This is a genomic window from Actinomadura nitritigenes (genome assembly GCF_017573545.1).
Classification (GTDB): domain Bacteria; phylum Actinomycetota; class Actinomycetes; order Streptosporangiales; family Streptosporangiaceae; genus Spirillospora; species Spirillospora nitritigenes.
In genome coordinates, this window is record NZ_JAGEOK010000012.1 from 140,063 (window position 1) to 165,816 (window position 25,754).

The 25,754-nt window shown below is 72.0% G+C and carries 20 protein-coding genes; 6 read left to right on the forward strand and 14 right to left on the reverse strand.

Annotated features, from left to right (window positions below; translation table 11 throughout):
• Positions 1-197 precede the first annotated feature (197 nt).
• The 5 genes from J4557_RS20035 to ftsE all read right to left on the reverse strand — a co-directional run bounded on the left by J4557_RS20035 (position 198) and on the right by ftsE (position 5,669).
• Complete coding sequence (locus J4557_RS20035; protein ID WP_208268253.1) at positions 198-2,168, reverse strand: penicillin-binding transpeptidase domain-containing protein; 1,971 nt, start codon at positions 2,166-2,168, stop codon at positions 198-200.
• 8 nt (positions 2,169-2,176) lie between these two features.
• Positions 2,177-2,650, reverse strand: a complete 474-nt coding sequence (gene smpB / locus J4557_RS20040; protein WP_190863019.1) for an SsrA-binding protein SmpB — start codon at positions 2,648-2,650, stop codon at positions 2,177-2,179.
• 5 nt (positions 2,651-2,655) lie between these two features.
• On the reverse strand, positions 2,656-3,825 hold the full coding sequence (locus J4557_RS20045) for a S41 family peptidase (protein ID WP_208268254.1): 1,170 nt from the start codon (positions 3,823-3,825) through the stop codon (positions 2,656-2,658).
• 45 nt (positions 3,826-3,870) lie between these two features.
• Entirely contained in the window at positions 3,871-4,776 is a 906-nt protein-coding gene (gene ftsX, locus J4557_RS20050) for a permease-like cell division protein FtsX (RefSeq protein ID WP_190863023.1), read from the reverse strand.
• A 203-nt stretch (positions 4,777-4,979) separates the two neighbouring features.
• Positions 4,980-5,669, reverse strand: a complete 690-nt coding sequence (gene ftsE, locus J4557_RS20055) for a cell division ATP-binding protein FtsE (protein WP_151541270.1) — start codon at positions 5,667-5,669, stop codon at positions 4,980-4,982.
• A 444-nt stretch (positions 5,670-6,113) separates the two neighbouring features.
• Here ftsE and J4557_RS20060 point away from each other — a divergent pair, with 444 nt between their 5' ends.
• Positions 6,114-6,299 carry a hypothetical protein gene (locus tag J4557_RS20060; RefSeq protein WP_208268255.1) on the forward strand — a complete coding sequence of 62 codons (186 nt, stop codon included), beginning with the start codon at positions 6,114-6,116 and terminating at the stop codon, positions 6,297-6,299.
• A gap of 37 nt (positions 6,300-6,336) precedes the next feature.
• Here J4557_RS20060 and J4557_RS20065 read toward each other — a convergent pair whose 3' ends face one another.
• Positions 6,337-7,398 carry a DUF8094 domain-containing protein gene (locus J4557_RS20065; protein WP_208268256.1) on the reverse strand — a complete coding sequence of 354 codons (1,062 nt, stop codon included), beginning with the start codon at positions 7,396-7,398 and terminating at the stop codon, positions 6,337-6,339.
• A 127-nt stretch (positions 7,399-7,525) separates the two neighbouring features.
• Here J4557_RS20065 and prfB point away from each other — a divergent pair, with 127 nt between their 5' ends.
• From prfB to J4557_RS20080, 3 genes are all read left to right on the forward strand, one after another.
• A complete protein-coding gene (prfB, locus tag J4557_RS20070) occupies positions 7,526-8,638 on the forward strand; it encodes a peptide chain release factor 2 (RefSeq protein WP_208268257.1) in 1,113 nt (370 codons plus the stop codon).
• A 103-nt stretch (positions 8,639-8,741) separates the two neighbouring features.
• A complete protein-coding gene (locus J4557_RS20075; RefSeq protein WP_208268258.1) occupies positions 8,742-9,719 on the forward strand; it encodes a DUF8094 domain-containing protein in 978 nt (325 codons plus the stop codon).
• A 189-nt stretch (positions 9,720-9,908) separates the two neighbouring features.
• On the forward strand, positions 9,909-10,805 hold the full coding sequence (locus J4557_RS20080; protein WP_208268259.1) for a DUF8094 domain-containing protein: 897 nt from the start codon (positions 9,909-9,911) through the stop codon (positions 10,803-10,805).
• A gap of 73 nt (positions 10,806-10,878) precedes the next feature.
• On the opposite strand, the gene J4557_RS20085 is transcribed toward J4557_RS20080, so the two are convergent.
• The 6 genes from J4557_RS20085 to J4557_RS20110 all read right to left on the reverse strand — a co-directional run bounded on the left by J4557_RS20085 (position 10,879) and on the right by J4557_RS20110 (position 23,806).
• Positions 10,879-15,759, reverse strand: a complete 4,881-nt coding sequence (locus J4557_RS20085; RefSeq protein ID WP_208268260.1) for an NAD-glutamate dehydrogenase — start codon at positions 15,757-15,759, stop codon at positions 10,879-10,881.
• A 667-nt stretch (positions 15,760-16,426) separates the two neighbouring features.
• Positions 16,427-18,016, reverse strand: a complete 1,590-nt coding sequence (locus J4557_RS20090; RefSeq protein WP_208268261.1) for a serine/threonine-protein kinase — start codon at positions 18,014-18,016, stop codon at positions 16,427-16,429.
• Between the two features lie 267 nt (positions 18,017-18,283).
• Positions 18,284-20,245 carry an acetoacetate--CoA ligase gene (locus J4557_RS20095; protein ID WP_208268262.1) on the reverse strand — a complete coding sequence of 654 codons (1,962 nt, stop codon included), beginning with the start codon at positions 20,243-20,245 and terminating at the stop codon, positions 18,284-18,286.
• A 363-nt stretch (positions 20,246-20,608) separates the two neighbouring features.
• Positions 20,609-21,319, reverse strand: a complete 711-nt coding sequence (locus J4557_RS20100) for an HAD family hydrolase (RefSeq protein WP_208268263.1) — start codon at positions 21,317-21,319, stop codon at positions 20,609-20,611.
• 477 nt (positions 21,320-21,796) lie between these two features.
• Positions 21,797-23,428, reverse strand: a complete 1,632-nt coding sequence (gene pruA, locus J4557_RS20105) for an L-glutamate gamma-semialdehyde dehydrogenase (RefSeq protein ID WP_208268264.1) — start codon at positions 23,426-23,428, stop codon at positions 21,797-21,799.
• Between the two features lie 231 nt (positions 23,429-23,659).
• Positions 23,660-23,806, reverse strand: coding sequence for a DUF397 domain-containing protein (locus J4557_RS20110; protein WP_208268265.1), 147 nt, complete (start codon positions 23,804-23,806; stop codon positions 23,660-23,662).
• Between the two features lie 96 nt (positions 23,807-23,902).
• Between J4557_RS20110 and J4557_RS20115 the strand changes: the two genes are divergently transcribed.
• Positions 23,903-24,298, forward strand: coding sequence for an ATP-binding protein (locus tag J4557_RS20115; RefSeq protein WP_208268266.1), 396 nt, complete (start codon positions 23,903-23,905; stop codon positions 24,296-24,298).
• A gap of 2 nt (positions 24,299-24,300) precedes the next feature.
• Positions 24,301-24,498: a hypothetical protein gene (locus tag J4557_RS20120; RefSeq protein WP_208268267.1), complete on the forward strand. Its 198-nt coding sequence runs from the start codon at positions 24,301-24,303 to the stop codon at positions 24,496-24,498.
• 35 nt (positions 24,499-24,533) lie between these two features.
• On the opposite strand, the gene J4557_RS20125 is transcribed toward J4557_RS20120, so the two are convergent.
• Together J4557_RS20125 and J4557_RS20130 are read right to left on the reverse strand one after the other, a co-directional pair.
• Positions 24,534-25,040, reverse strand: coding sequence for a DUF6912 family protein (locus J4557_RS20125; RefSeq protein WP_208268268.1), 507 nt, complete (start codon positions 25,038-25,040; stop codon positions 24,534-24,536).
• A gap of 17 nt (positions 25,041-25,057) precedes the next feature.
• Positions 25,058-25,702, reverse strand: a complete 645-nt coding sequence (locus J4557_RS20130; protein ID WP_307800093.1) for an HAD family hydrolase — start codon at positions 25,700-25,702, stop codon at positions 25,058-25,060.
• Between the last annotated feature and the right edge of the window lie 52 nt (positions 25,703-25,754).

The following is a 25,754-nucleotide window of genomic DNA, read 5'->3' on the forward strand; positions in this document are numbered from 1 at the left end:
CGCCACCGGGGTCGACCGGCAGGGTCAGGCCGGTCCGGACGGCAGAGCCTCCCCCGAGACGAGGCTCTGGTCTCATCACTGCGACCGAGTCCGCAACCCCCCAAGCGGATACTCAGTCACCCGGGAAGACGCACCCGGAGGCCGGATCGGTTGCGTCCCTCCGGGCAAAGAGATCCCCAAGTCCCGGCGGGGCCCCGTCAGCCTGCGGTACCGGTGCCCGTCCTGGCCTTGGCGGGGATGCCACGCAGGAACGCGGCGGCCACCGAGGACGCGGAATAGGGCCCCTCGATCGCGATGGCGAACGCGAGCTCGCCGGCGGAGCCGACGAACCAGGAGACCGTCTTCTGCCTGCCGCCCTCGGTGTACTGGGCGGTGGCCGCGGTGCCGGCGACGTCGCCGGTGACGTGGGCGGCGCGGGCGACGCCCTTGGAGGTGGTGCGGTTCAGCACGATCGACAGGTTGCCGACGGGGTCCGACGGCAGGAACTGCGCGCCGACGTCGGCGGCCTTGGGCGGGTCGGTGAGCAGGTAGGGGGACCTCCAGGTGCCGGCCCGGGCGGCGCCCGCCACCAGGGCCATCCCGAGGGGGCTGACCTCGACGCCCTGGCCGACCATCGCGGCGGCCTTGGCGCCCTCGCTGTTCAGCGGGGGCAGCGCCCCGGTGAACGCGGGGACGGAGACGCCCCAGCCCCGGCCGATGCCGAGCTGGGCCGCCGCGGACTGCAGGGCGCGCGCGTCGATCTTGCTGCTCAGCTGCGCGAGGGTGGTCGCGCAGCCGAGGGCGAAGGTGTTGGCGAAGGTCGTGTCGGCGTGCTCCTTGTTGGTGAAGGTCTTGCCGCCGACCGTCACGCTGGCGGGGCAGGAGGTCTTGGTGTTCTGCCTTATGCCCCCCTGCGCGAACAGCGCCTCGGCGGACACCATCCCGAACGCCAGGCCGGGCTGGTAACGGGCCTCGAAGGCGCGGTTCTCGCCGCCGGTGGCATGGTTGGAGACCGCGACGACCTGGCCGGTGTTCGGGCGCAGCGCCACCAGGGACGCCGGGTAGTGCAGATCCTTGAGCGCGTTGTCGGCCTTGTGCTGGACGGTCGGGTCGAGGGTGGTGGAGACGGGCTGCGGGGCGATCCCGGGCCAGGTCTTCAGCACCTGGGTCTGCTTGCCGGTGGCGTCCTGCGCGACGACGCTGACGCTGGGCGTCCCGGCGAGCCGGCGCTGCTGGAGGAGCTGGACGCCGCTGACGCCGATGGTGTCGCCCGGCTGGTAGGGGGCGCCGACCTGCTGGAGCAGGTCGGCGGTGGCCGGGCCGAGCTCGCCGACCAGCTCCGGCGCGTAGTTCGGGGCGCTCGGCGCCTTGATCGCGTTGATCTTCAGGCCCGGGACCTGCTTCAGCCGCTGGGCCAGCGCGGTCTGCTCCGGGTACCGCAGGGTCAGCAGCGACAGGAACTTCTGCGGCGGGGCCGAGCGGACCCTGCCGAGCAGCCGCTCGGAGTCCAGCCGCCGGCCGCCGGCGAACTTGGCCACCTTGGCGAGCTGGTCGACGGTGGCCTGCGCGTCGGCGAGGCGCCCGGGGACCACCCCGATGTCGTAGGAGTAGACCTCGTGCAGCATGCTGTGGCCCGCGCCGTCCTCGATCGGGGCGCGCTTCGGCACGTCCGAGACCACCGCGAGGCGCTGGCCGGGGGCGAGCTGCGGGTTGATGATCGACGGGTTCCAGACGACCTTCCACTTGCCGCCGATCCGGCGCAGGTGCATGTGGCCGAGGTACTCCCAGGGCTGCCCGTTCTCGCCGAGGTCGATCTTCACGGAGAACCGCGCGTCGGCGTCGTCGCCGTTCTTGGCGATCGCCTTGACCTTGGCGTCGTCGACGCGGCCCTGGTCGTCGGAGACGCCGAGGGACAGCCGCAGCGACGCCGCGTCCAGCTGGGCGCGGACGGCGCCGAGCGCGGACTCGACCGCCTTCCGGTCGGTGCCGACGGTCTTCTTCGCGGCGGCCGGGTAGTTGCCGACCTGCCAGGCGATCAGGAAGTCGCGGACGGCGGGCATCGCGGACGGCTCCGCCCAGCAGCCCGTCGTCATCGTCGCGACGAGGGCCCCGCAGGCCGCCAGCGAGACGGCGCGGCGGCGCACGGTGCGGCTCCCGCGCGGGAGGCGCCCGCGGCCTCGGTTGGTCATCGACACCCTTACCGTCTCCTGAACCGGGCGGCCGCCGCCTTCTGCATCTCCCGGTCGGCTTCCCGCTTGGCGATGGCCTGGCGTTTGTCGTAGGCCTTCTTACCACGGGCCAGGCCGATCTCGACCTTGGCCTTACCGTCCTTGAAGTACAGCGCCAGGGGGATCAGTGTCCAGCCCGGCTCGGACGACTTGGCGATGATCTTGCTGATCTCGCGGCGGTGCAGCAGCAGCTTGCGGCGGCGGCGCGGCGCGTGGTTGGTCCAGGTGCCCTGCGTGTACTCGGGGATGTGCACGTTCTCCAGCCACACCTCGCCGTCCATCACGTGGGCGTAGCCGTCGGCGAGGGAGGCGCGGCCGGCGCGCAGCGCCTTGACCTCGGTGCCCATCAGCACCATGCCCGCCTCCCACGTGTCGTCGATGTGGTAGTCGTAGCGGGCACGCTTGTTCTGGGCGATGAGCTTGCGCCCTGTGTCGCGTGGCACTGTGATCAGTCCTTGTCCGGCGTCGTCGCGAGCAGGCCGCGCAGCACGCTCCGGCCGCGCTGCTCGGCCACTGTGGGAGGGCGGTCGGCGGAGACCGCCACGTCGGGTTCGATCCCGACCCCGTCGAGGTTACGGCCGCCCGGGGTGCGGTAGCGACCCACGGTCAGCTCGATCGCCGATCCGTCGGCCAGCCGGACCGATTCCTGCACCGAGCCCTTCCCGTACGTACGCGATCCTATGATCACCGCGCGGTCCCGGTCGCGCAGGGATCCGGCGACCACCTCGGCGGCGCTGGCGGTCCCGGCGTCGACCAGCACGACGAGCGGGGTCCGCGCGTCGCCCGGCGCGGTGACCGTGCGCCGCTGGACGGGCCCGCCGCGCGGTTCGTAGGTCACGACGAGCCCGCCGGGCAGGAACGCCGACGCCGTCTCGACCGCCTCGTCCAGCAGGCCGCCGGGGTCGCCGCGCAGGTCGAGCATGATCCCGCCGGACGGAGCACCGGAGGGCGACCGCCCGGTCACCGCGTCGCGGACCTGCCGTCCGGTGCCGCGGGTGAACGCGCCCACCCGGATCAGCCGGACATGGTCGGGCAGCTCGGTCACGGTGACGTCGCCTCCGGAGACGGGGGTGCGGACGAGGTGGAACTCCTCTGTCCGACGCCCGCGGAGGACGGTGAGTTCGACGGCGTCGCCCGGGCGCCCGCGCAGCGCCGCCGCGACCCGCGTCACGTCCCAGCCGGCGGCCGGGGCGCCGCCGACCGCGGTCACGATGTCGCCGGCGAGGACGCCGGCGCGGGCGGCGGCGGTGCCCGGCTGGACGCTCGCGACCCGCACCCGCGGATCGCCGTCGGCGCTGCCGAGCCAGACCCCGACGCCGCTGTACCGGCCGTTCAGGCGGCCCTCCATGTCGTCGTACCGGGCCGCCGGGTAGTAGCGGGCCCACTTGTCGCCGAGGCCGCGGAGCATGCCCTCGATGGCGGCGCGGTCGAGGTCGCCGCGGCCGACCGGGCGCGCCGCCCGGCTGCCGATCTTCGCGGCGGCCTCGTCCAGCACCGACCCGCCCGCGGCCGCCCGGCGGTCCGGGCGGCCTTCACCGCTCAGCACCCCGAGCCCGTAGGCGCACAGGATCGCGGTGGCGACGGCGGCGCCGCGCAGCATGCGGCCTGGGGCGGACATGTCGGCAAGTGTAAAACCGCGGCCGCGCGGCCCTCCGGCGCTCGGCTAGATCTTCAGGTATCTGCGCAGGGTGAGGAACGACGACGCGGCACAGAGCAGCACGCCGAAGCAGATCGACACGATGATCACCATGATCACCTGGAACCAGCCGAGCTGGCTGACCAGCTGCACCGTCCCGGCCAGCCGGTCGATCAGCAGTTTCTTGCTGATCACCAGCAGCACCGAGGCGAACAGCCCGCCGATCAGTCCCGCGATCGCGCCCTCCAGGATGAAGGGCAGCTGGATATAGGTGTTGGACGCGCCGACCAGCCGCATGATCCCGGTCTCCCGGCGCCGGTTGAACGCCGACAGCCGGACCGTGTTCCCGACCAGCAGGACCGACGCGATCACCTGGATCAGCGCGATGCCCAGCGCTGCCGCCTGGAGCCCGTTCAAGATCTTGAAGAACTTCTTCAGGATCTGCTGCTCGTTGATCACCGTGTCGACGCCGGGATGCCCCAGCATCGCCTGCGCCACCGGTTTGTACTCCTCCGGGTTCTTCAGCTTCACCCGGAACGAGTCGGGGATGTCGCCCTCACGGGTGCTCTGCACGAACCCCGGCGAGCCGGCGAAGCGGTCCTTGAACCGCGCGAACGCCTGCTGCTTGTTCTCGTACTGGACGTTCGAGACCTGCGGCATCTTCTTCAGCTGCGCCTGGATCTCGGACCGCTGCTGGTCGGTGACGTCCTGCTTCTGGCAGTTGGCGTTGGAACTGGTCTTCGCGCACAGGAAGATCGAGACCTCGATCTTGTCGTACCAGTAGTCCTTGGACGCGGCCACCTGCTGGCGCAGCAGCAGTCCGGTGCCGAAGAGCGCCATGGCGATGGCGACGGTGATGACCAGGGAGATCGTCATCGTCAGGTTCCGGCGGAGACCGATCCAGATCTCCTGCATAACGAACTGTACGCGCATGCCTCGCTGTCCTTGATCGCCTGTTCCCGCCGCCGGCACGGGCTCCGCGGTGCGGGCCCTGAGCGGGCGTCCCCTCTGCCTGAGTCGTACGCCCGTTGGGATCCGTCGGGTTCAGATGGAGCCGCCGCTGGAGGGGTCCGCGGCGGTGGCCCGTCGGGCCGTGGTCGATGGGGGCTCGTGCCGGCCGGTGCGCCGGGCCCGGGTCAGTACGCCTGGCCGTACACCCCGCGGGACTGGTCGCGGACGACCCGTCCGTCCTCCAGTTCGACGACGCGCTTGCGGAACGCGTCGACGATGGCGGCGTCGTGGGTGGCCATGACGACGGTGGTGCCGGTCCGGTTGATCCGGTCCAGCACCTTCATGATGCCGATCGAGGTGGCGGGGTCGATGTTCCCCGTCGGCTCGTCCGCCAGCAGGATCATCGGCCGGTTGACGAACGCCCGCGCGATCGCGACGCGCTGCTGCTCGCCGCCGGACAGCTCGTCCGGCATCCGGTGGGCCTTGCCCTCCAGGCCGACGAGGTCGATGACCTCGGGGACGACCTTGCCGATGAACCGCCGCGGCTTGCCGATCACCTCGAGGGCGAACGCGACGTTCTCGAAGACGTTCTTGTTGGGGAGCAGCCGGAAGTCCTGGAAGACGCAGCCGATCCTGCGGCGCAGGTGCGGCACCTTCCAGTTGCTCAGACGGCTCAGGTCCTTGCCCGCCACGTGCACGTGACCCTGGGACGGGCGCTCCTCCTTGAGGATGAGGCGCAGGAAGGTCGACTTCCCGGACCCGGACGGGCCCACCAGGAACAGGAACTCGCCCTTCTCGATGCCGACGTTCACATGCTGGAGAGCGGGGCGGTTCTGGCTCGGGTAGACCTTGGTGACGTTGTCGAAATTGATCACGGCTGCATCACGGCGGTTCAGTCTAGGGGTTGGGGAGCGGCCCGGCCGCCGGCCGCGGACTGGCCGTCCGCGTGCTGCGACCTGCGCCGCCCGGCTCCGCGACCAGGGGGGCCGTGGAACCTTCGAGCAGTGTAGAGGGGCCAGTCAACTACCTCGTCCCCCTCCGTGGGGTGGGAACGCCCGGGGCCCGCCGCGTTCAACGGCGTGTCGCGCGCGGACGGGACGACGGCGCGGACGGCGCCCCGCGGGGCCCCGACCTGTCCGTGCTGTGTCATGTACCGTCTCCCGACGTCCGGCCGTTTCATGCCGTCAAGCTCCCGGACTTGCCGGAACGACCATACAGTCCGGCTACGCTGGATGATGGCGAAAGATACCTAATCGGTCGACGATCGACGTATCCCCGCACGGAGCCACGTACCGTTCACGGAGAGTGGGGCCCACGACATGAGCTGCGAACATCTGATCTGCGCTCGGTGCTCGAATCCGGTGGTCGAGGGACGCTGCCCCACCTGCCGCGCCGCGCGCGCGGAGCTGCACCACCACGGACCTTCCGTCCCGCCGGCGATCGTGCTGGCCGTCCTCGTGGCCCTGCTCTTCGCCGCCCTCGTCCTCCAGCGCGTCTACGGCTGACGGCCCTGCGGCCGGCGGCCCGTCGCGACAGGGCCTCTCAGGGCTTCTTGAGGGTCGGGGTGGCGGCCTTGGAGATCGCCCCGTCGTCGGCCACCAGCTCGGCCTTGGACTGCGGCTTGCCCTTCTTGGCGCGCGGCGGGTCGTAGGCGGCGAACTGGAACGTCGCCGTGGTGTCGATCTCATCGCCCTCGACGGTGCCGTCCAGCAGGTGCTCGGCCTCCTTCGGGATCTCCGGCTTCGGCCCGGGCGCCCCCGGCCCGACGAGCGCGTTGTTGCGGAACAGCGAGTACAGGATCAGCCCTCCGCCGCCCTTCGTCCGCAGCCCGAAGTAGGGATAAGGCGTGGCCGTGTAGACGATGGTGAGGGTGAGGTCCTGCTCCTTGGCCTTCTTCTTGGCGCGCTTGGTCTGCTGGTAGTAGCCGGACGTGAGCGGACCGGTCTCCATCACCTTGGCGGCGACGCTGGCGGCGCCCTCGGCGGCCATGGTCGCCTGGATCCCGCCGACGTCGCGGGGGCGGATCAGCACCGTGGAGTCGTCCGAGCTCAGCGGCTCGGCGTAGCCGTCCGGGTCCACCTGGATCTTCGGAAGCTGCGCCTTGGGCGAGAGTTCCGTCGCCAGCGTGAGGTGCCAGTCGTCGGTCGGCCCGCGCAGGATGAACCCCATCAGCGCGGACTCCTTGCTCTTCTTCTCCCCCGGGACGGATCGGTCCACGGACGCGACGAACCACTGCGGGTAGGCGTCGGCCTTCAGCTTCGGCACGTACAGCTTCGGCTTGCCGTAGGAGAAGCGGCGCACCGGGTCGCCGTCGAAGGCCGCCTTGCGGAACTCGGCGGCGGTGAGCAGGGACTGCCCGTCGGACGTCCAGGTCAGCGCCAGCCGCTCGTCGGCGGCGGCGCGGGCCACGTCCTCGTCGGTGATGTAGGTCTGGAACGCCTTCTGCGCGACGTCGGGGGTCAGCGGCACCGGCTGCGGCGGGGCGGTCGACGGCATGACCGGGGCGGGGCGGGCCCGCGGCTTGTCGCCGCCGCCGCAGCCGCCGGCCATGAGCGGCGGCACCAGCAGCACGGCGGCCGCCACCGCCCGCGCGATCCTACGCAACTACCGCCCCCCGGGCACCGACGCGTCGCCGGGCCGTTCCCGGCCCTGCCTTCCGGCCCGTGATTCTGCCACCCGCGGCGCGTCCGCGGGCGTCCGGGCACTGCCCGCACGGCGATAAGCTCGAAGCGTGGCAGGCATCGAACCGGAAGAGCAGCTCAAGGAGCTCGGCTCGACCCTCGCGGGCATCGAGCAGGTGCTGGACCTCGACGGCATGCGGCGTGACATCGCCGAGCTGCGCGAGCAGTCGGCCGACCCCGACCTTTGGAACGACCAGGACCGCGCCCAGTCGGTGACGCGCCGGCTGTCGTACCTGGAGAGCGAGCTCGGCCGGGTCGAGGGGCTGCGCCAGCGGCTGGACGACGCGGCCACCCTGTACGAGATGGCGCAGGAGATGGACGACGCCGACACGCGTGCCGAGGCCGACGACGAGCTGGCGGCGCTGCACAAGGCGATCCAGCAGCTCGAGGTGCGCACGCTGATGTCGGGCGAGTACGACGCCCGGGAGGCGCTCGTCACCATCAACGCGCAGGCCGGCGGCGTGGACGCGGCCGACTGGGCGCAGCAGCTGCAGCGGATGTACCTGCGCTGGGCGGAGCGGCACGGCTACCCCACGGAGGTCTACGACACCTCCTATGCCGAAGAGGCGGGGATCAAGTCGACGACGTTCACCGTGAAGGCGCCCTACGCGTACGGGACGCTGCGCGGGGAGCACGGCACGCACCGGCTGGTGCGGATCTCCCCGTTCGACAACGCGGCCCGGCGGCAGACCTCGTTCGCGGGGCTGGACGTCGTCCCGGTGGTGGAGCAGAGCGACCACGTCGACATCGACGAGAGCGAGCTGCGGGTGGACGTGTACCGGTCGTCCGGGCCCGGCGGCCAGGGCGTCAACACCACGGACTCGGCGGTGCGGATCACCCACATCCCGACCGGCATCGTGGTGTCCTGCCAGAACGAGCGGAGCCAGCTGCAGAACAAGGCCACGGCGATGAACGTGCTGCAGGCCAAGCTGCTGGAGCGCAAGCGGCAGGAGGAGGCGGAGAAGATGTCCGCGCTGCGCGGTGAGGGCACCAGCAGCTGGGGCACGCAGATCCGCAACTACGTGCTGCACCCGTACCAGATCGTCAAGGACCTGCGGACCGGCGTCGAGGTCGGCAACCCGACCGCGGTGCTGGACGGCGACATCGACGAGTTCATCGAGGCCGAGATCCGCTGGATGCGCCAGCAGGAGACCTCCGCCTGAGCCCGCGCCCGGGTGCGACTTTTCGAATTCGGTGAGTGACCTTGCAGTCACTCTGCGATTATCTTCCGTGGACCGGATCGCCGATTCCACCACGGGGGGCTCCATGCCCGCACGCAACGTCACGTCCACGGTTCTGCCGGCCGTCCTGCTGGCCGGCGCCGCGCTGGCCGCGGCCGGGTGCGACGACAACACGTCCTCGGCCGGCGTGGGCCCGCCCGCGCTGTCCAAGGCACAGGCCGGGCAGGTGATGGCCGCCTACACCACCGCGCTGAACCGGGTGGGCAAGCGGCTGGACGGCAAGTCACTGCCGGGCATCGAGGCCGACCCGCAGCTGTCCATGGACGAGGCGGCGCTGAAGCTGCGGCACGTGATCGGGCAGCGGCCGCCCGCGATGAAGTTCACCCATCAGGTGTTCTACATCCCGCGGCTGCACGGGTACCCGCACTGGTTCGCCGCCGACGCGATCACCGGCAAGGGCAAGCAGACGCTCCGGCACGCGCTGCTGTTCACGCAGGCCAAGGCGGGGGCGCCGTGGCTGCTGGCCGCCGACCCGTACCCGGCGGACGCGGCGCTGAGCAGGGTGGCGCTCGACCCGGACGGGTACGCCACCCCGGTCGACGCCGGCGACAAGGGGCTGCCCGTCGCGCCCGCCCGGCTGCCCGCGGTGCATGCGGCGCTGCTGAGCGGCGGCCCGTCGGCGCCGGGGGCGTCGGCGCTGGCGAAGGGGCCGAAGACCAGCGAGACCTACGACGCCCTGAAGCAGGGCGAGCAGACGCTGGCGAAGCGCGGCGTCACGCTGTCCTCGACGTTCTCGGCGGCGCCGTACGCGGTGTACGCGCTGCGCACGAAGGACCGCGGCGCGCTGGTCTGGTACGTCGTGAAGCAGAACGAGGCGTATTCCGCCGCGAAACGGGGCAGGCTGGCGGTGAGCGGTGATCTCACCGGGCTGGCCCCGGCGGCGTCCGCCAGGACGCGGATGGACACAACCGTCCTGGTGCAGTACCTGGCCACCGTTCCGCCGAAGGGTCGCGCCACGGTCACCGGCATGTACCGCAAGGCGATCGCGGCCCACGGTTCCTGATCTCCGTCGGGTGCCGGGCCGTCCCGCTCTTCTCGACCGCTGCAGTGGGACGGTCCCGGCATCCGACGGGCCGCCACCGGACGCTCCCGTCCGGCGCGCGGCCCCCGGCGGGGCCACGCGTTCTTCTACACTGGCGCGACATACTCGACATTCCGTCCGCCGAGGTGGGAAGTGCGCCGAGCGCCCCGCATGGCCGTGGCCGTGGTCATGGCCGGGTCCGCCGTCCTCACCGGGGCCTGCTCCGGCGGCGGCACCGGCGGTGGGGCGGCGGCCGCCTCGCCCACCGGTTCTCCGGCGGTCGGCGCGGACGAGTCCCTGAAGGTGCTGCGCGACTGGACGGACCGGCACAACAAGGCCATCACGTCCGGCGATGAGAGGCTCTGGCGCGACACCGTGACGGGCGCCCTCGCCGCGCCGGTGACGGCCCGCGTCCACACCTACGGCCGGCTGCCGGAGTCCGCGACGATCTCCCTGGCGAACCCGGTGCTGTACGTGCCGCGCCGCTCCGCGTACCCGAAGTGGTTCGGGATCGCCGCGCTGGAACGCTCGGACGGCAAGGACCAGCAGGTCCTCGGCGTGTTCGTGAAGACCGGCGCCAAGGACGGCTGGCGCGCCGCGCACTGGCTCACGTTCCAGGGCGGCGCCCCCGACCTCGCCTACGACGCCGAGGGCTACGCGATCCCCGCGCCCGACCGGGGCCTGCCCGCCGCGCACGCCGCCTACCTCGCGAAGGGCGACGAGAGCGGGCTGATGCCCGACGCGTTCTCGGCGGACGCCCGCAAGGCCGAGCAGGGCGACTGGAAGGTGACGCCGGGCAGGTTCGCGCCCGGCCCGGGCCCGTCGTACGCGCTGCGGACCGGCGACGGCGGCTCCCTCGTCTGGTACGGCCTGACCCAGGACGCGACGCTCAGCGGCGGCACGGAGCCCGGCCTGCCCGCCGACGTCCGCGACCACCTCGCCAAGGACGGCCGGAAACCGGGCGGGACCGTCCACGCGTCGTGGCAGTGGCTCGCGATCGGCTACGCCCCGCCGTCCGGCAAGGGCCGCGTCCTGGGCGAGTCCGTCTCCCTCACGACCGCCCGCTGAACGTCGGCTTGCGGCGTGCCGCCCTCATCGCGGTGCCCGTGAGGGCGGCACGCCGCAGGTGAACGCCGTCCGGTCAGGCTTCGGTGGACGGGAGGGAGCTCGCCGTCACCAGGGTGCGGATCGAGCCGAGCGCGACCGACAGCGTCGCCAGGTCGAAGCTGTCGCTCTCCCAGATCTCGCTGAGCGTCTGCTGGGCGCGCTGCACCGCGGTCTTGTTCTTCTCCGCCCAGTGCGCCATCCGCTCCTCGGGCTGCCCGCCCGGCTCGCTCGTCACCAGCACGTCGCGGGTGAGCGCGGCGTGCGCGGCGTACAGGTCGTCGCGGAGCGCGGACCGGGCCATGGACCGCCACCGGTCGTCGCGCGGCAGCGCCACGACCCGGTCGCGCAGCCGGGCCAGCTGCAGCCGGTCCGCCAGGTCGAAGTAGACCTCCGCGACCTCCTCCACCGGACGGCCCGACTCGTGCGCGATGCCGACCAGGTCGAACGTCGAGTACGCGGGGACCAGCATCGCGCACTGCTCGGCCAGCTCGTCCGGCACGCCCCGCTCGGCGAACCCGTCCCGGCGCTGCTCGAACGCCTGGAGGTCCAGGCCGACGAGCAGCTTCGGCAGCTGCGAGGTGAGCGTGGTCGCGCCGGCGGCGAAGAAGTCGATCGTCTCCCGGATGTCGAACGGGGGCCGCCGGTTGTGCAGCAGCCAGCGGGAGCCGCGCTCGGTGAGCTTGCGCGCCTCCAGCAGCATCGCGATCTGCGTCGACTCGGCGACCTGGTGCGACAGCCGCTCCACCGACCGCCAGAAGCGCGGCATCTGGAACACCTCGCGGGCCACCAGGTAGGCGCGGGCGATGTCCGACGACGACGCCCCCGTCTCCTCGTTCATCCGGAACACGAACGTGGTGCCGCTGTTGTTGACCAGGTCGTTCACCACCGCGGTGGTGATGATCTCGCGGCGCAGCGGATGCCGGTCCATGTACGGCTGGAACCGCTCGCGCAGCGGCGTCGGGAAGTAGTCGACCAGCCACGACTCCAGGTAGGGGTCGTCGGGCAGGTCCGAGGCGACGATCTCGTGGTCCAGGGTCAGCTTGGAGTAGGCGAGCAGCACCGAGAACTCGGGGCTGGTCAGCCCGAGCCCGGACTGCCGCCGCTCCGCGATGGCCTTGTCGTCCGGCAGGAACTCCAGGCGCCGCTTCAGCCGCCCGTCGCGCTCCAGCTTGCGCATGTTCCGGGCGTGGACGTGCAGCATCGAGGGCGCCTGCGCGCGGGACGCGGCGAGCACCACGTTCTGCGCGTAGTTGTCGGGCAGCACCAGCCGGGCGACCTCGTCGGTCATCTCGTACAGCAGGGTGTCGCGCTGCTTGCGGGTCAGCTCGCCGTCCCGCACGACCTGGTCGAGCAGGATCTTGATGTTGACCTCGTGGTCGGAGGTGTCGACGCCGGCGGAGTTGTCGATGAAGTCGGTGTTCACGAGGCCGCCGGTGCGCGCGTACTCGATCCGGCCGAGCTGGGTCATGCCGAGGTTGCCGCCCTCGCCGACGACCTTGCAGCGCAGCTCCTCGCCGTTCACCCGCAGCAGGTCGTTGGCCTTGTCGCCGACGTCGGCGTTGTTCTCCGCCGCCGCCTTGACGTAGGTGCCGATGCCGCCGTTCCACAGCAGGTCGACCGGCGCCTTCAGCGCCGCGTTGATCAGCTCGTGCGGCGCCATCGCCTTCACCGCGTCGTCGATGCCGAGCGCCACCCGCACCTTCGGGGTGAGCCGGATCGACTTGGCGGTGCGGGGGTACACGCCGCCGCCCTTGGAGATCAGCGAGGTGTCGTAGTCGGCCCAGCTGCTGCGCGGCAGCTCGAACATGCGGCGCCGCTCGGCGAACGAGGCCGCCGGGTCCGGGTCGGGGTCGAGGAAGACGTGCCGGTGGTCGAACGCGCAGACCAGCTTGATGTGCTCCGACAGGAGCATCCCGTTGCCGAACACGTCGCCGGACATGTCGCCGATGCCGACGACGGTGAAGTCCTCCCGCTGGATGTCCTTGCCGAGCGACCGGAAGTGGTACTTCACCGACTCCCACGCGCCGCGCGCGGTGATGCCCATCGCCTTGTGGTCGTAGCCGACGGACCCGCCGGACGCGAACGCGTCGCCGAGCCAGAACCCGTACTCGGCGGCGACGCCGTTGGCGATGTCGGAGAACGTCGCGGTGCCCTTGTCGGCCGCCACCACCAGGTAGGTGTCGTCGCCGTCGTGGCGGACCACGTTCGGCGGCGGGACGACCTTGCCGTCCACCAGGTTGTCGGTGACGTCGAGGAGCCCGGAGATGAAGTCCTTGTAGCAGGCGATGCCGGCCTGCTGCCACGCCTCCCGGTCGACGGACGGGTCGGGCAGCTGCTTGCCGACGAACCCGCCCTTCGCGCCCGCCGGGACGATGACGGTGTTCTTCACCGCCTGCGCCTTGACCAGGCCGAGGATCTCGGTGCGGAAGTCCTCGCGGCGGTCCGACCAGCGCAGCCCGCCGCGCGCGACGGACCCGAACCGCAGGTGCACGCCCTCCACCTTCGGCGAGTACACGAAGATCTCGTAGGTGGGGCGCGGCTGCGGCAGGTCCGGGATCCGCTCCGGGTCGAACTTCATCGACAGGTAGGGCTTGCCCTGGTAGTGGTTCGTCCGCAGCGTCGCCTGGACGAGCGCCAGGTAGGCGCGCAGGATGCGGTCCTCGTCGAGGCTCGCGACCTCGTCGAGCATCCCGTGGAGCTCCTCGATGATGGCGAGGCTGCGCTCCTCCTCGCCGCCGGCCAGCGCCGGGTCGAGGCGGCTCTCCCACAGCCGGACCAGCAGCCGCGTGATCGCGGCGTTGCGCAGCAGCACCTGCTCGATGTACCGCTTGGAGAACGTCGTCCCGGTCTGCCGCAGGTACAGGGCGTAGGCGCGCAGGATCATCGCCTGCCACCAGTTCAGCCCGACGTGCAGGACCAGCGCGTTGAACCCGTCGTTCTCGATGCGGCCCTGCCACAGCGCGGTGAACGCGTCCTGGAACAGGCCCTTGATGGCCTCCTCCGGGACGTCCGCCGGCGGCGCGTACCGCAGGCCGAGGTCGTAGATCCAGTACCGCTGCCCGTCGGAGGTGTTCACCTCGTACGGGCGCTCGTCGACGACCTCGACACCCATGTTCTGCAGCAGCGGCAGCACCCGCGACAGCGAGATCGGCTCGCCCAGCCGGTAGATCTTCAGCCGCCGCTCGCCGGGCTCGGCGCTGAACGGCTCGTACAGGTTGATGGAGGTGTCGTCCTCGTCGGTGAGGTCGTCGAGGAAGCGCAGGTCGGCGACCGCGGTGCGGGCCGGGAAGTCGGCCTTGTAGCCGTCGGGGAACGCGTCGCCGTACCGGCGGGCGAGCGTCCCGGACCCTTCCTCGCCGCACTGCTCCACGATGGCGTCGGCGAGGTCGTCCTCCCACGAGCGGGTCGCGGCGGCGAGCCGGTCCTCCAGCCCTTCGACGTCCACGTCCGGCAGCGGGTGGCCCCGCTCGCCGCGCACCACCACGTGCAGCCGGGCCAGCAGCGACTCGGTCACGTTCGCGCTGTAGTCGACGCTGACGCCCTCGAACGCCCGGCGCAGGATCTCCTGGATGCGCAGCCGGATCTTGGTGGTGTAGCGGTCCCGCGGGAGGTACACCATGCAGGACATGAACCGGCCGTACAGGTCCTTGCGCAGGAACAGCTTCAGCTGGCGGCGCTCGCGCAGCCGCAGCACGCCCAGCGAGATCCCCAGCAGGTCGTCCACGGAGATCTGGAACAGCTCGTCGCGCGGGTAGCTCTCCAGGATCTCGATGAGGTCCTGGCCGTCGTAGCTGTCGGCGGTGAACCCGGCGCGCTCCAGCACCTCGTCGAGCTTGCGCTTCAGGACGGGGACGTGCGCGATCGACTCGCTGTAGGCGACGTGCGTGAACAGCCCGAGGAAGCGGCGCTCGCCGATGACCTCGCCGTTCTCGTCGAACTTCTTGACGCCGATGTAGTCCAGGTACAGGGAGCGGTGGACGGTGGAGCGCGAGTTCGCCTTCGTCAGGACCAGCAGCCGCTTCTCGGTGGCCTTCTCGCGGACCTCGGGCGGCAGCGCGGCGAAGCTGTCGGACTCCCGCTTGTCGTTGCGCAGGATGCCGAGGCCGGTGCCCGGCTCGGGGCGCAGCCCCAGCCTGCTGTGGTCCTCGACGGCACCGGCCGTGGTCCGCCCGTCGTCGACAAGCGTGTAGTCACGGTAGCCGAGGAAGGTGAAGTGCCCGTCGGCGAGCCATTCCAGCAGCTCGACGCCCTCGGCGAGCTCCTTGTCCGGCAGCGGCGGCGCCGCGTCCCGGATCGACGCGGCGATCTCCACCGCCCGCGCCCGCATCTTCGGCTCGTCCTCGACCGCGACCCGCACGTCGTTCAGGACGCGGACCAGGTCCTTCTCCAGCCGGTCCAGCATCGCGCGGTCACTGGTACGGTCCACTTCGATGTGGATCCAGGACTCGTCGATGTCGGACGGGCTGTCGTGCTTGCCGCGGAACGCCCGCAGATGCCCCGCGACGTCGCGGTCGACCCCGAGCAGCGGATGCACGATCAGGTGGGTGGCCAGCTGATGCCGGGTCAGCTCCATCGTGACGGAGTCGACCAGGAACGGCATGTCGTCGGTGACGACCTGCACGACCGTGTGGCCGGGGTCCCAGCCGTACTCCTCGATCGTCGGCGTGAACACCCGCACCTTGGCGCGGCCCTGCGGCCGCTCCTCGCCGAGCGCCCGGTGCGCCATCGCGGGCCCGCAGATGTCGGCGGGATCGCGGGCGAGGAGGTCCTCAGAGGCCACATGACGGTAGTAGAGCCGAAGGTAGGCGGTGGACTCCTCGACGTCCCCCGCCGAACGCGCACCCGGCCGCTGGGCGCATGTCTCCGCCGCCCTGCGGAGCAGATCGTCCTTGGCCTGATCGAGCCTGCCGCCCATCACCAACAACACTCTCCTTGAGACACTTCGCCACCTCGTTGTGGCGCTGCTCACTTGCGCCAGTAAACCAGGGAAATCCCCCAAAGCCGACCTGCCAGTCCGGGAGGTCAGCGTGGCTTTGCCCACCTTGCCAGGCCGCGTGGTGCGCCCGCCTGAAGATCGCCGAAGTCGGTGCCGGACGGCGGGCGGCGGGCGCGCGACGGTGGCCTGCGGGCCCTTCGGACGCCGGTCACGGCAGCGGACCGGGGCGCCCGGCGCCGTTTCCGGCGCCCGGCCTCCGGATCACCCGGGCGCCGGATCACCAAGCGCCGGTGCCGGGCGTGCCGGGCGGTGCCGGGCGGTGCCGGGCGGTGCGGCGAGCGGTATGCCGCGTTGACCGGTCCCGGTCGCGAGCGGGCGAGCCAGCCGGTGCAGGGCGGGCGGGCCATCCGGTGCCGGTGCCGTGCGGTAGGCCGCGTCAACCGGTGCCGGTCGCCCGCGGGCGCAGCGGCCAGCGCGCGGCGGCCGGTGCAGGGGCAGCCGGTGCCCGTGCCGGGCGGGTCGACCGGCGCCGGTCCCGGGGTGGGCGGGTCGACCAGCGCCCGTACCGGGGCGAGCGGGTCGAACCGGCGGCTGTCCCGGGGTGGGCGGGTCGGCCGGTGCCGGTCGCGGGCGGGCGGCCTGGCGGTCAGCCGGTCCCGGTGCCGGTGCCCGCGGCCGGGCTGCCGGGAGGCTCGCCCGTGGGCGTGCCGGGGTCGGTCGGCCCGGTGGTGGGGGTCGTCGTCGGGTCGGGGCTGTGCGTGGTGTGCGTGGGCGCCGGGTCGTCCGGGGTGGACGGCGACGACGGGGGCGTGTCGGTCGGAGAGGGGCTCTCGGGCGCCGATCCGGTCGTGGTCGGCGTCGGGCTGTAGGACGTGTCGGGGGCCTGCCGGGTCGGCGCGTGCGACGACGGCACCGTCATGCTGGGCACGTCGCCGGACGGCTGCGGCTGGTGGCTCGGGTCGCCGACCTTCTCCCCCGCCTTGCCCTTGTGGCCGGAGCCGAGCGCGAGCACCGCGGACACGACGACGATCGCGACGAACAGTGCGGCGGCGCCGGCGAGCACGGCCGAGCGGCTCGATCCGGCGAGCGAGCGGCGCAGCGACGCGACGGCGCCTCCCGCGCCCCCCGCGGTTCGCGCGCGGTCGCGCGGCAGGGTGTCGGCCGCGTTCTCGGCCGCCCATTCCGCAGGCGTCGGCAGCCGCGCGGGGGCGGTGCCGAACGGGTCCCCGCCGGGGGCGTCGTGGGCGGCCGGGTCCGTCTCGGCGAAGGCCGCGGGCTCGTATCCGGCGTCCCCCGCGGGCTCGCGGGCGGCGTCGTCGCCGAGGCCGGACCCGAACTCGTCGTCGGCGAGCTCCGCGGCGAGCACCGAACCGGCCGCGAGCATCGCGGTCTCGTCGGTGTTGCCGATCGGGGCGGCCTCGACGGGCGCCTCCTCGTGCCCGAGCAGCCGCATCAGCACCTGGCGGGCGGCCGGGCGCAGCGCCGGGTCCTTCTCCAGGCAGTCGGTCACCAGGTCGCGCAGCGGACCGCTCAGGTCGCCGAGGTCCGGCTCCTCGTGCAGGATCCGGTTGATGACGGCGGGGATCGTGTCCTGGCCGAACGGCGGCTCCCCGGTCGCCGCGAACACCAGCGTCGCGGCCCAGCAGAACACGTCCGCCGGGGTGCCGACGTCGTCGCCGCTGATCTGCTCCGGCGCCATGTACGAGGGCGTGCCGATGACCCGGCTGGTCAGCGTGGTGCCGCCGCTGATCGCGCGGGCCACGCCGAAGTCGATCACGCGCGGGCCGTCCGGGCCGATCAGCACGTTGTGCGGCTTGAAGTCGCGGTGGATGATCTTCGCCTGGTGGATCGCGGACAGTGCGGTCGCGGTGCCGACCGCGAGCCGGTCCAGCGCCGCGCCGCGCACCGGCCCGTCCTGCGTGACCTGCTGGTTCAGCGACGGACCCGGGACGTACTCGCTGACGATGTAGGGCCGGTCGCCGTCGACGTCGGCGTCCAGCACCTGCGCGGTGCAGAACGGCGCGACCTTCTTGGCCACCTCGAGTTCGCGCAGGAAGCGCGCGCGGGCCTTGTCGTCGGAGGTCAGCTCGGAGTGCAGCAGCTTGATCGCGACCTGGCGGCCGTCCTCGTCGGCGCCGAGGAATACCGCGCCCTGCCCGCCCTCGCCCACCCGGCCGACCAGGGCGTAGCGACCCAGCCGCTCCGGGTCCCCGGACCGCAGCGCCCCAACCTCCATGCGTGGAACCGTCCCTCTCTCGTCGACGGGCCAACGGACCACGGGTCGAATTCTCGCAGACCAGCGCTCCGACAGTGGGACGCGCGAGGTCGTTGGGAAGTTCACCCGGCCATGCGACCTTACGGCGCGATCCGACCCACCGCCCCGAACGGACGCATTTGGGTCGAGGGACCACCTTAATGCCCCTCGCGCCCCACGCGACACCGTGAGAACCCGTGTCGCGCAGGGGCTGCGGGCGTCGCGGACGGCCGCCGACGGCCGCCGGCGCTACGGCGTGAAGTGGGTGAGGACCTCGGGGTTGGCCATCGCGCCGCGGTTGGCGGCCTCGTCCACCGGCGTGCCCTGGAGGATCTTGCGGACGGGGACCTCCAGCTTCTTGCCCGACAGGGTCCGCGGGATGCCGGGGACGGCGGTGATCTCGTCCGGGACGTGCCGTGGCGACAGCGCCGAGCGGATCTCGCGCTTCAGCCGTCCCGCGAGGTCGTCGGTGAGGGACGCGCCCTCGGCGAGCTGCACGTACAGCAGCAGCCGGCCTTCCTGCCCGAGCCGCCCGGTGTCGATGACGAGACTGTCGGTGATCTCGTCGAACGCCTCGACGACCCGGTAGAAGTCCGACGTCCCCATGCGGACGCCGCCGCGGTTGAGCGTCGAGTCGGACCGCCCGTAGATCACGCAGCCGCCGTCCGGGAGGATCTTGATCCAGTCGCCGTGCCGCCACACGCCGGGGTACATGTCGAAGTAGGACTCGCGGTAGCGCTCGCCGCTGTCGTCGTTCCAGAAGAACACCGGCATGGACGGCATCGGCTCGGTGATGACCAGCTCGCCGACCTCGTCCACGACCGGCTTGCCGTCGTCCCCGTACGCCTCGACCTTCGCGCCCAGGCCCCGGCACTGGATGACGCCCGCGCGCAGGGGCAGCAGCGGCGACGGGCCGACGAACCCGGTGCACAGGTCGGTGCCACCGGAGAAGGACCCGAGCAGGAGGTCCTTGCCGACCTCCTCGTACACCCACGCGAAACCCTCGGGCGGCAGCGGCGAACCGGTGGAGCCGATGCCGCGCAGCGACGACAGGTCGAACTCGCGGCCCGGGTGGCGTCCGTCCTTGGCGGAAGCGGTGATGTAGGGCGCGCCCACCCCCATGTAGGTGACCCCGGTGTCGGCGGCGAGCTTCCACAGGTCGAGCGGTGCGCCGTCGTACATGACGATGGTGGACCCCACCAGCAGGCCGCCGATGAGGTAGTTCCACATCATCCAGCCGGTCGTGGTGAACCAGAAGAAGACATCGCCGGGGCCGACGTCCTGATGGAACGACAGGGCCTTGAGATGCTCCAGGACGACCCCGCCGTGCCCGTGCACGATCGGCTTGGGCAGGCCCGTCGTGCCGGACGAGTACACCACCCACAGCGGATGGTCGAACGGGACGTCCTCGAACTCGATGGCGTCGTGGTCGGGGCGCGGAAGGTCGCCGTAGTGCATGCCCACGCGCAGGCCGTCGGGCGTGGCGGCCGGGTCGAGGTACGGGATCAGCACTGTCGCGGCCAGCGTCGGGAGCGCCGCCTCGATCTCGCCGACGATCTCCCGCCGGTCGAACGTCTTCCCGTTGTAGGCGTAGCCGTCCACCGCGATCAGGACCTTCGGCTCGATCTGCGCGAACCGGTCGATCACCGAGGACGACCCGAAGTCCGGCGAGCACGACGACCACACGGCGCCCAGCGACGCCGTGGCCAGGAAGCAGATCAGCGCCTCCGGGATGTTCGGGATGTACGCGACGACCCGGTCGCCCTTCCCGACACCCAGGTCGGCGAGGCCCGCCCGCACCTCCGCGACGTGCAGGAGCAGCTCGCGGTAGGACAGCACCCGGTGCCCGCCGGCCTCCGACCGGAACACGACGGCCGTCTCGTCCGGCGTGTCCTCGGCGCGGCGCAGCGCGTTCGCGGCGTAGTTCAGGCTCGCGCCCGGGAACCAGCGCAGGCCGTCCACCGGCATCGGGCCGCCCTCGCGGACCGGGCCGTCACCGCGCTCGCCGACCACGTCGAAGTACGACCAGATCGCGTCCCAGAAGTCGTCGACCTCGGTCACCGACCAGCGCCACAGGTCGTCGTAGGACTCCGCGCGCACACCCCTGTCCCAGAGCCAGTGGATGAAGCGGGTCACCCGCGCGTTCGCGACGACCTCCTCCGACGGCCGCCACAGCGCCGCTCCTTCGGAGACCTCGTGATCACGCGACATCGCTCTCCCTCCCCGCCGCGCCCAGGTGCGCGACCCTCCCAATATCGGCCTCGCCGCCCGGCCCGCGCAACTTCCGCCGATCATGCGCGCACTGCCCGGACGTTCATGTCCCATCGCAGGTCAAAGCCGTGCGGCGGGCAACCCACAGCGACCACACATCGAGCCGACCGGCCATCCTCATGCCCCACACACACCGGGGTTTTCCACAGAACGCCGTTCCACTTCCCGCGCCCGGACGCGGCGCCGAGACTGGGACCCGTCCACGAAAGGAACGACGAATGACCATGACCCGATCAGGCGACGCGGTGGCGGCACGCCCCACGAGAACACCCTCACGGGCCAGGTGCGCTGTGGGGGGCGAGGTCAGATGCGCGTCAGCTCCGCCACGGCGCTCACCACGGCATCGGTGTCGGCCAAGGTCGCGAGCACCTGGTCGGCACCGGCGGAGCGCAGCTCGGCCTCGGTGGCGCTTCCGGTGGCCACGGCGATGATCGGCGACCCGGCGATGTGGGCGGCCTGCACGTCGCGCGGCGAATCGGCGATGTACACGGTGGCCGACTCGGGGTACCGGGCCCCGTGCCGCTCGCCCGCGCGGCTGCGGGCGAGCTCCAGCAGCGCGGCCTTGCTGTAGACGCCGTCCTCGTAGCCGCCGGCGCCGAGGTCGAGGCGGTCGGCGAGGCCGAGTTCGGTCACCTTGAGCACGGCGTTCGGGCGCACCGACCCCGTCAGCACGGACTGCACGACCCCCGGCACGTGCGCCAGGGCCTCAACGGCCTCCCGGGCCCCGGCCAGCACCCGGCCGTGCGCCCGCAGATCGGCACGGCGGTTCGCGAACGCCTCGGTGAGCGCGGCGACGAAGGAGGGCAGATGGTCGTCGGTGGTGACGACGTCGTTGAACGCCAGCGTCTCGAAGATGATCTCCGATTCGGTGCGTCCCGGAGTCGGGGCGAGCCGCACCAGGGGCCGCCCGACGGTCCGCTGGAACGCCTCCGCGTAGGCGTCCCGGGTGACCCGCCCGACGTCGACCAGGGTGTGATCGATGTTCCACAGCACCAGACGGTTCAGCGTCGACATCCCGTTCCCATGCACGGCTCGAAAGGCGTCGGCGGGCGCCGTCCCGGCACCGGCCCGCCCCGCCGTAATGCGAGGCGGACTAATCGTCGGGCCTCCCGCCGCCGACCGCAACCGCACCCCGCCCACACACCGAGCACGGCCCCTTTTCCGCCTACGCCACCCGCCCACCGTCCGCTACCGCCCACGACCCGCCAGCACGCCACCGACACATCGAGCACCACCTTGCACACCACGTACCGCCCGCGCGCCAACCACCGCCTAAATGCCGCCTGCGCCGTCCGCACGCCGGACACCGCAGACGCCGTCCGCACGGCGGGCGGGTCGGCATGCCGCGCGGCGGCGGCACGTCGGGCAGTGGGTGTGCGCCTCGTACAGGCGGCAGCCCGGGAGTGTGTAGGGGTGGCGGCTGGCAGTGGGGTCTCGGCGGGGTACGGGACGGGCGATCTGGCGTCAGGCGTCTTGTTGGTCGGGTGGGGGTCAGGGGCCCATGTGGGGGTAGCGGTGGTCGGTCGGCGGGACGAAGGTCTCCTTGATGGCGCGGACGTTCGTCCACCGGGTCAGGTTGAACACGGACCCGGCCTTGTCGTTGGTCCCGGAGGCCCGGGCGCCGCCGAACGGCTGCTGCCCGACCACGGCGCCGGTCGGCTTGTCGTTGATGTAGAAGTTGCCCGCCGCGAAACGGAGCGTCTCCGTCGCGGCCGCGACGGCCGCGCGGTCCTGGGCGACGATCGCGCCGGTCAGCCCGTACTCGGAAACGCCCTCCAGCTGCGTCAGAACGGAGTCGTAGTCGTGGTCCTCGTAGACGTGGACGCCGAGGATCGGCCCGAAGTACTCGGTGGTGAAGATCTCGTCGGTCGTGTCCGACGACTCCAGCACCGTGGGCCGGACGAAGTAGCCCACCGAGTCGTCCAGCTCGCCGCCGACGAGCATCCGCATGGTGTCGATCCCGCGTGCCCGCTCGATGGCGCGCCGGTGCTTGGCGAAGGCGCGGTCGTCGATCACGGCCCCCATGAAGGCCGACAGGTCCTCCGCCACGTTGCCCATGGTGAGGGCCTCGACCTCGGCGCAGAAGTCGTCGCGCATGCCGTCCCAGACGGACCGCGGGATGTAGGCGCGCGACGCCGCCGAGCACTTCTGCCCCTGGTACTCGAACGCACCCCGCACCAGCACGGTCTTCAGCACCGCCGGGTCCGCGGACGGGTGCGCCACCACGAAGTCCTTGCCGCCGGTCTCGCCCACGATCCGCGGGTATCCGCGGTACCGGGCGATGTTCTCGCCGATCGTCCGCCACAGCGCCTGGAAGGTCGGCGGCGAACCGGTGAAGTGCAGGCCCGCGAGTTCGGGACTGCGCAGGGCGACGTTCGAGACGGCCTGACCGTCCCCGGTGACCAGATTGATGACGCCGGGCGGCAGCCCGGCCGCCTCCAGGAGCCGCATCGTGTGGTGCGCGGCGAGCTGCTGCGTCGGCGACGGCTTCCACACCACGACGTTGCCCATCAGCGCGGGCGAGGTCGGCAGGTTCCCGGCGATCGCGCTGAAGTTGAACGGGGTGATGGCGAGGACGAACCCCTCCAGCGGCCGGTACTCCATCCGGTTCCACACGCCCGGCGAGGAGTTCGGCTGCATCTCGCGGATCTGCCGCGCGTACGCGACGTTGAAGCGGAGAAAGTCGATCAGCTCGCACGCCGAGTCGATCTCCGCCTGCTGGACGGACTTGGACTGGCCGAGGATCGTCGCCGCGTTCAGCGTGGACCGCCAGGGCCCCGACAGCAGCTCGGCGGCCCGCAGGAAGATCGCGGCCCGGTCGTCCGGCGCCATGGCCCGCCATCCGGGCGCCGCCTCCCGCGCCGCCGCGACGGCCTCGGCGACGTCGGCGTCGACGGCGTTGCCCATCCGCCCGAGGACGTGGCCGTGGTTGTGCGGCTCTACCACGTCGATGGGAGCGCCGGCGCCCATCCGCCGCTCCCCGCCGATCGTCATCGTCAGCTCGGTCTCCGCGCCGCCGAGCTCCTTGATCTTCGCTTCCAGGGCCACCCGCTCGGCGCTTCCCGGCGCGTACCCCTTGACCGGCTCGTTCACCGGTACCGGAACGTTGGTGACGGCGTCCATCTGGTCGCTCCCCGCATGTCCGACGGCCCTGTCGACATGCCGAGCCCTACCCACCCCCACCCCGCGAATACCTGCCGCTCCCCACCCGCGCGATGGCGTTGAGCCGCCGCAAGGGCGGCCAGGGTGTCGCGGACCACAATGCCGATCTCGGTGTCGAGGCGCAGACCGTCCGAGGCCGGCCTCGAGCACGAGAAAGCCCCGGTCCCAAGGGGCCGGGGCTCGGTTGGGGTGTTATCGCCGCTTCAGGTCGGCGAGCAGAGCGCGCAGCGCGCCACGGCTGACGTCGAGGTGCCCGCCGCCCGGGTCCTTGCTGTCTCGGACGCCGACGACCGCACCGAGATCAGCGATCTCAACACAGTTGCCGCCGTCACTCAGCAAGCTCGCGGGACTGTCCCTTGCGCAGCTCGCGGAGAATTCCTTTCGCGCCGTCCACCATCGGAGAGATCGAGGGCGACATTCCCGAGGTGAGTCTCGATGTCCGCAGTCGTGCAGTGTCCGGAAGTTCCGACGGTCGTTCTTGAGCCCGCTGAGGAGGCGCCGCGCCTTGCGCGGGTCTTCGTCGCCGAACGGTTCGCGGCGTGGGGCGTCAAGGAGGACTACGTGGCGCGCGTCGTCGTCTCCGAGCTCGTGACGAACGCGTACCGGCACGGGGAAGAGATGATCGTCGTGCGGCTGTTCCTGGACGCGCGCGACGGCCTGCCGATCCTCGAAGTACGGGACGCGGGAGAAGGGCGTCCCGTGGTGAAGCCGCCGAACCGCGCGGCGCTGACCGGGCGAGGCCTTCAGATCGTCGCCGAGATGGTCGGCGCATGGGGCGTCCGCCCGCTCGACGAGGGCGGAAAGGCCGTCTGGACGAAGCTGAACGTCTGACCATGCCGGACGACCGCATGGCCCTGCTGCTCCTGCGGCGCCTGTTCCCGCACTGGTCGACCACGCTGGACGGCGGCGTGTGGAGGGCAACCGGCCGGATCCTGATCTCGTCGAGTCACCTCGAAGGGCTGCTCGATCTGCTCTATGCCGCCGAGCCGGCCGCAGTCGAACGAGCCGCCGAACTGCTGGACGAACGGTGACCGGGGCGCGGGCCGCCGCGGCGGGCGCCGGCGGGTCAGAGGAGGTGCTGGAGTTCCTGGGTGGCGTACCAGAGGAGGTCGTGGCCTTCGGCGCCGTCGACGGTGAAGAGGGCTTCCTCGTCGCCGGCGTCGGCGGCGGGGAGGGCCCCGACGGCGGCGGTCACGTCGGGGACGGCGGCGGGGTCGTCGACGTGGCCCGAGGCCAGGCGCTTCCAGGGGACGGGCGCGGTGATCTTGACGAGCGAGCGGTCGTCGCCGTCGAGGGACGCGTCGCCGCGGGCCCACGACACCGACTGGTCGGGGACCTCGGCGGCGAGGACGACGCGGCGGCGCGGCGCGGACGGGTCGGCGGCGAGCAGGCGCAGCGAGGCGCGGGCCGCCGCGGTCAGCGCCGCGTACTCCAGCTCCTCCAGGTCGCCGCCCGCGTACCACTCGCGCAGCGCGGGCGTCACCGCGTGCGCGGCGAGCGGCGCGGGGCCGGCCTCGCGCGCGGCGTGGGCGGCGGCGAGGAGCGGAAGCGTGGACGGAAGGTAGACGCGCATGACGGTTCGTCAGTCTGTCATGCGAGGAGGCCCAGTTCGCGCAGTTCGGCGATCGTGGCGTCGGCGGATGTGTGGTGGATGCCGCGGATGCCGAGCGATTCGGCGGCCCGGATGTTGTGCTCGATGTCGTCGATGAAGACGCATTCGGCGGCGTCCAGGCCGAGCAGGCCGAGCGCGTGCCGGAATATCCCCTCGTCCGGCTTGCGCATGCCGACCTCGCAGGAGATGACGACGGCGTCGAAGAGGTCGGCGAACAGGTCGCGGGGGTAGTCGTTGCCCCATGAGTTGGAGAGGAGGGCGGTGCGGGCCCCGGCGGAGCGGGCCGCGCGGAGCGCCTCGTACATCGGCTCGACCGGCGAGAACGCGCCGAACATGCGGGAGATGAGGCCCGCGGCGACGACGGGGCCGCCGTCGACGGTGAGCAGCTCGGCGGCGAGGAGGCGCTCGAACTCCTCGGGGGCGAGCGAGCCGTCCTCCAGGCCGTGGATGGGGTTGGTTCCGGCGCCGTCGTAGGCCTGCGCCACCCAGGCGCGCATGACCGTGCGGTAGCGGTCGGCGTCGATGCGGTCGGCGGCCAGCCAGGCGCCGACGGCGTCGTTCAGCGGGGAGGTGAGGACGCCGCCCCAGTCCGTGATCACGGCTTTGACCGTCTTGTCGGGCACGGGCCGATGGTAAGCGATCCCGGCCGCATTGACCGAATGCCGTTCTGCGAGA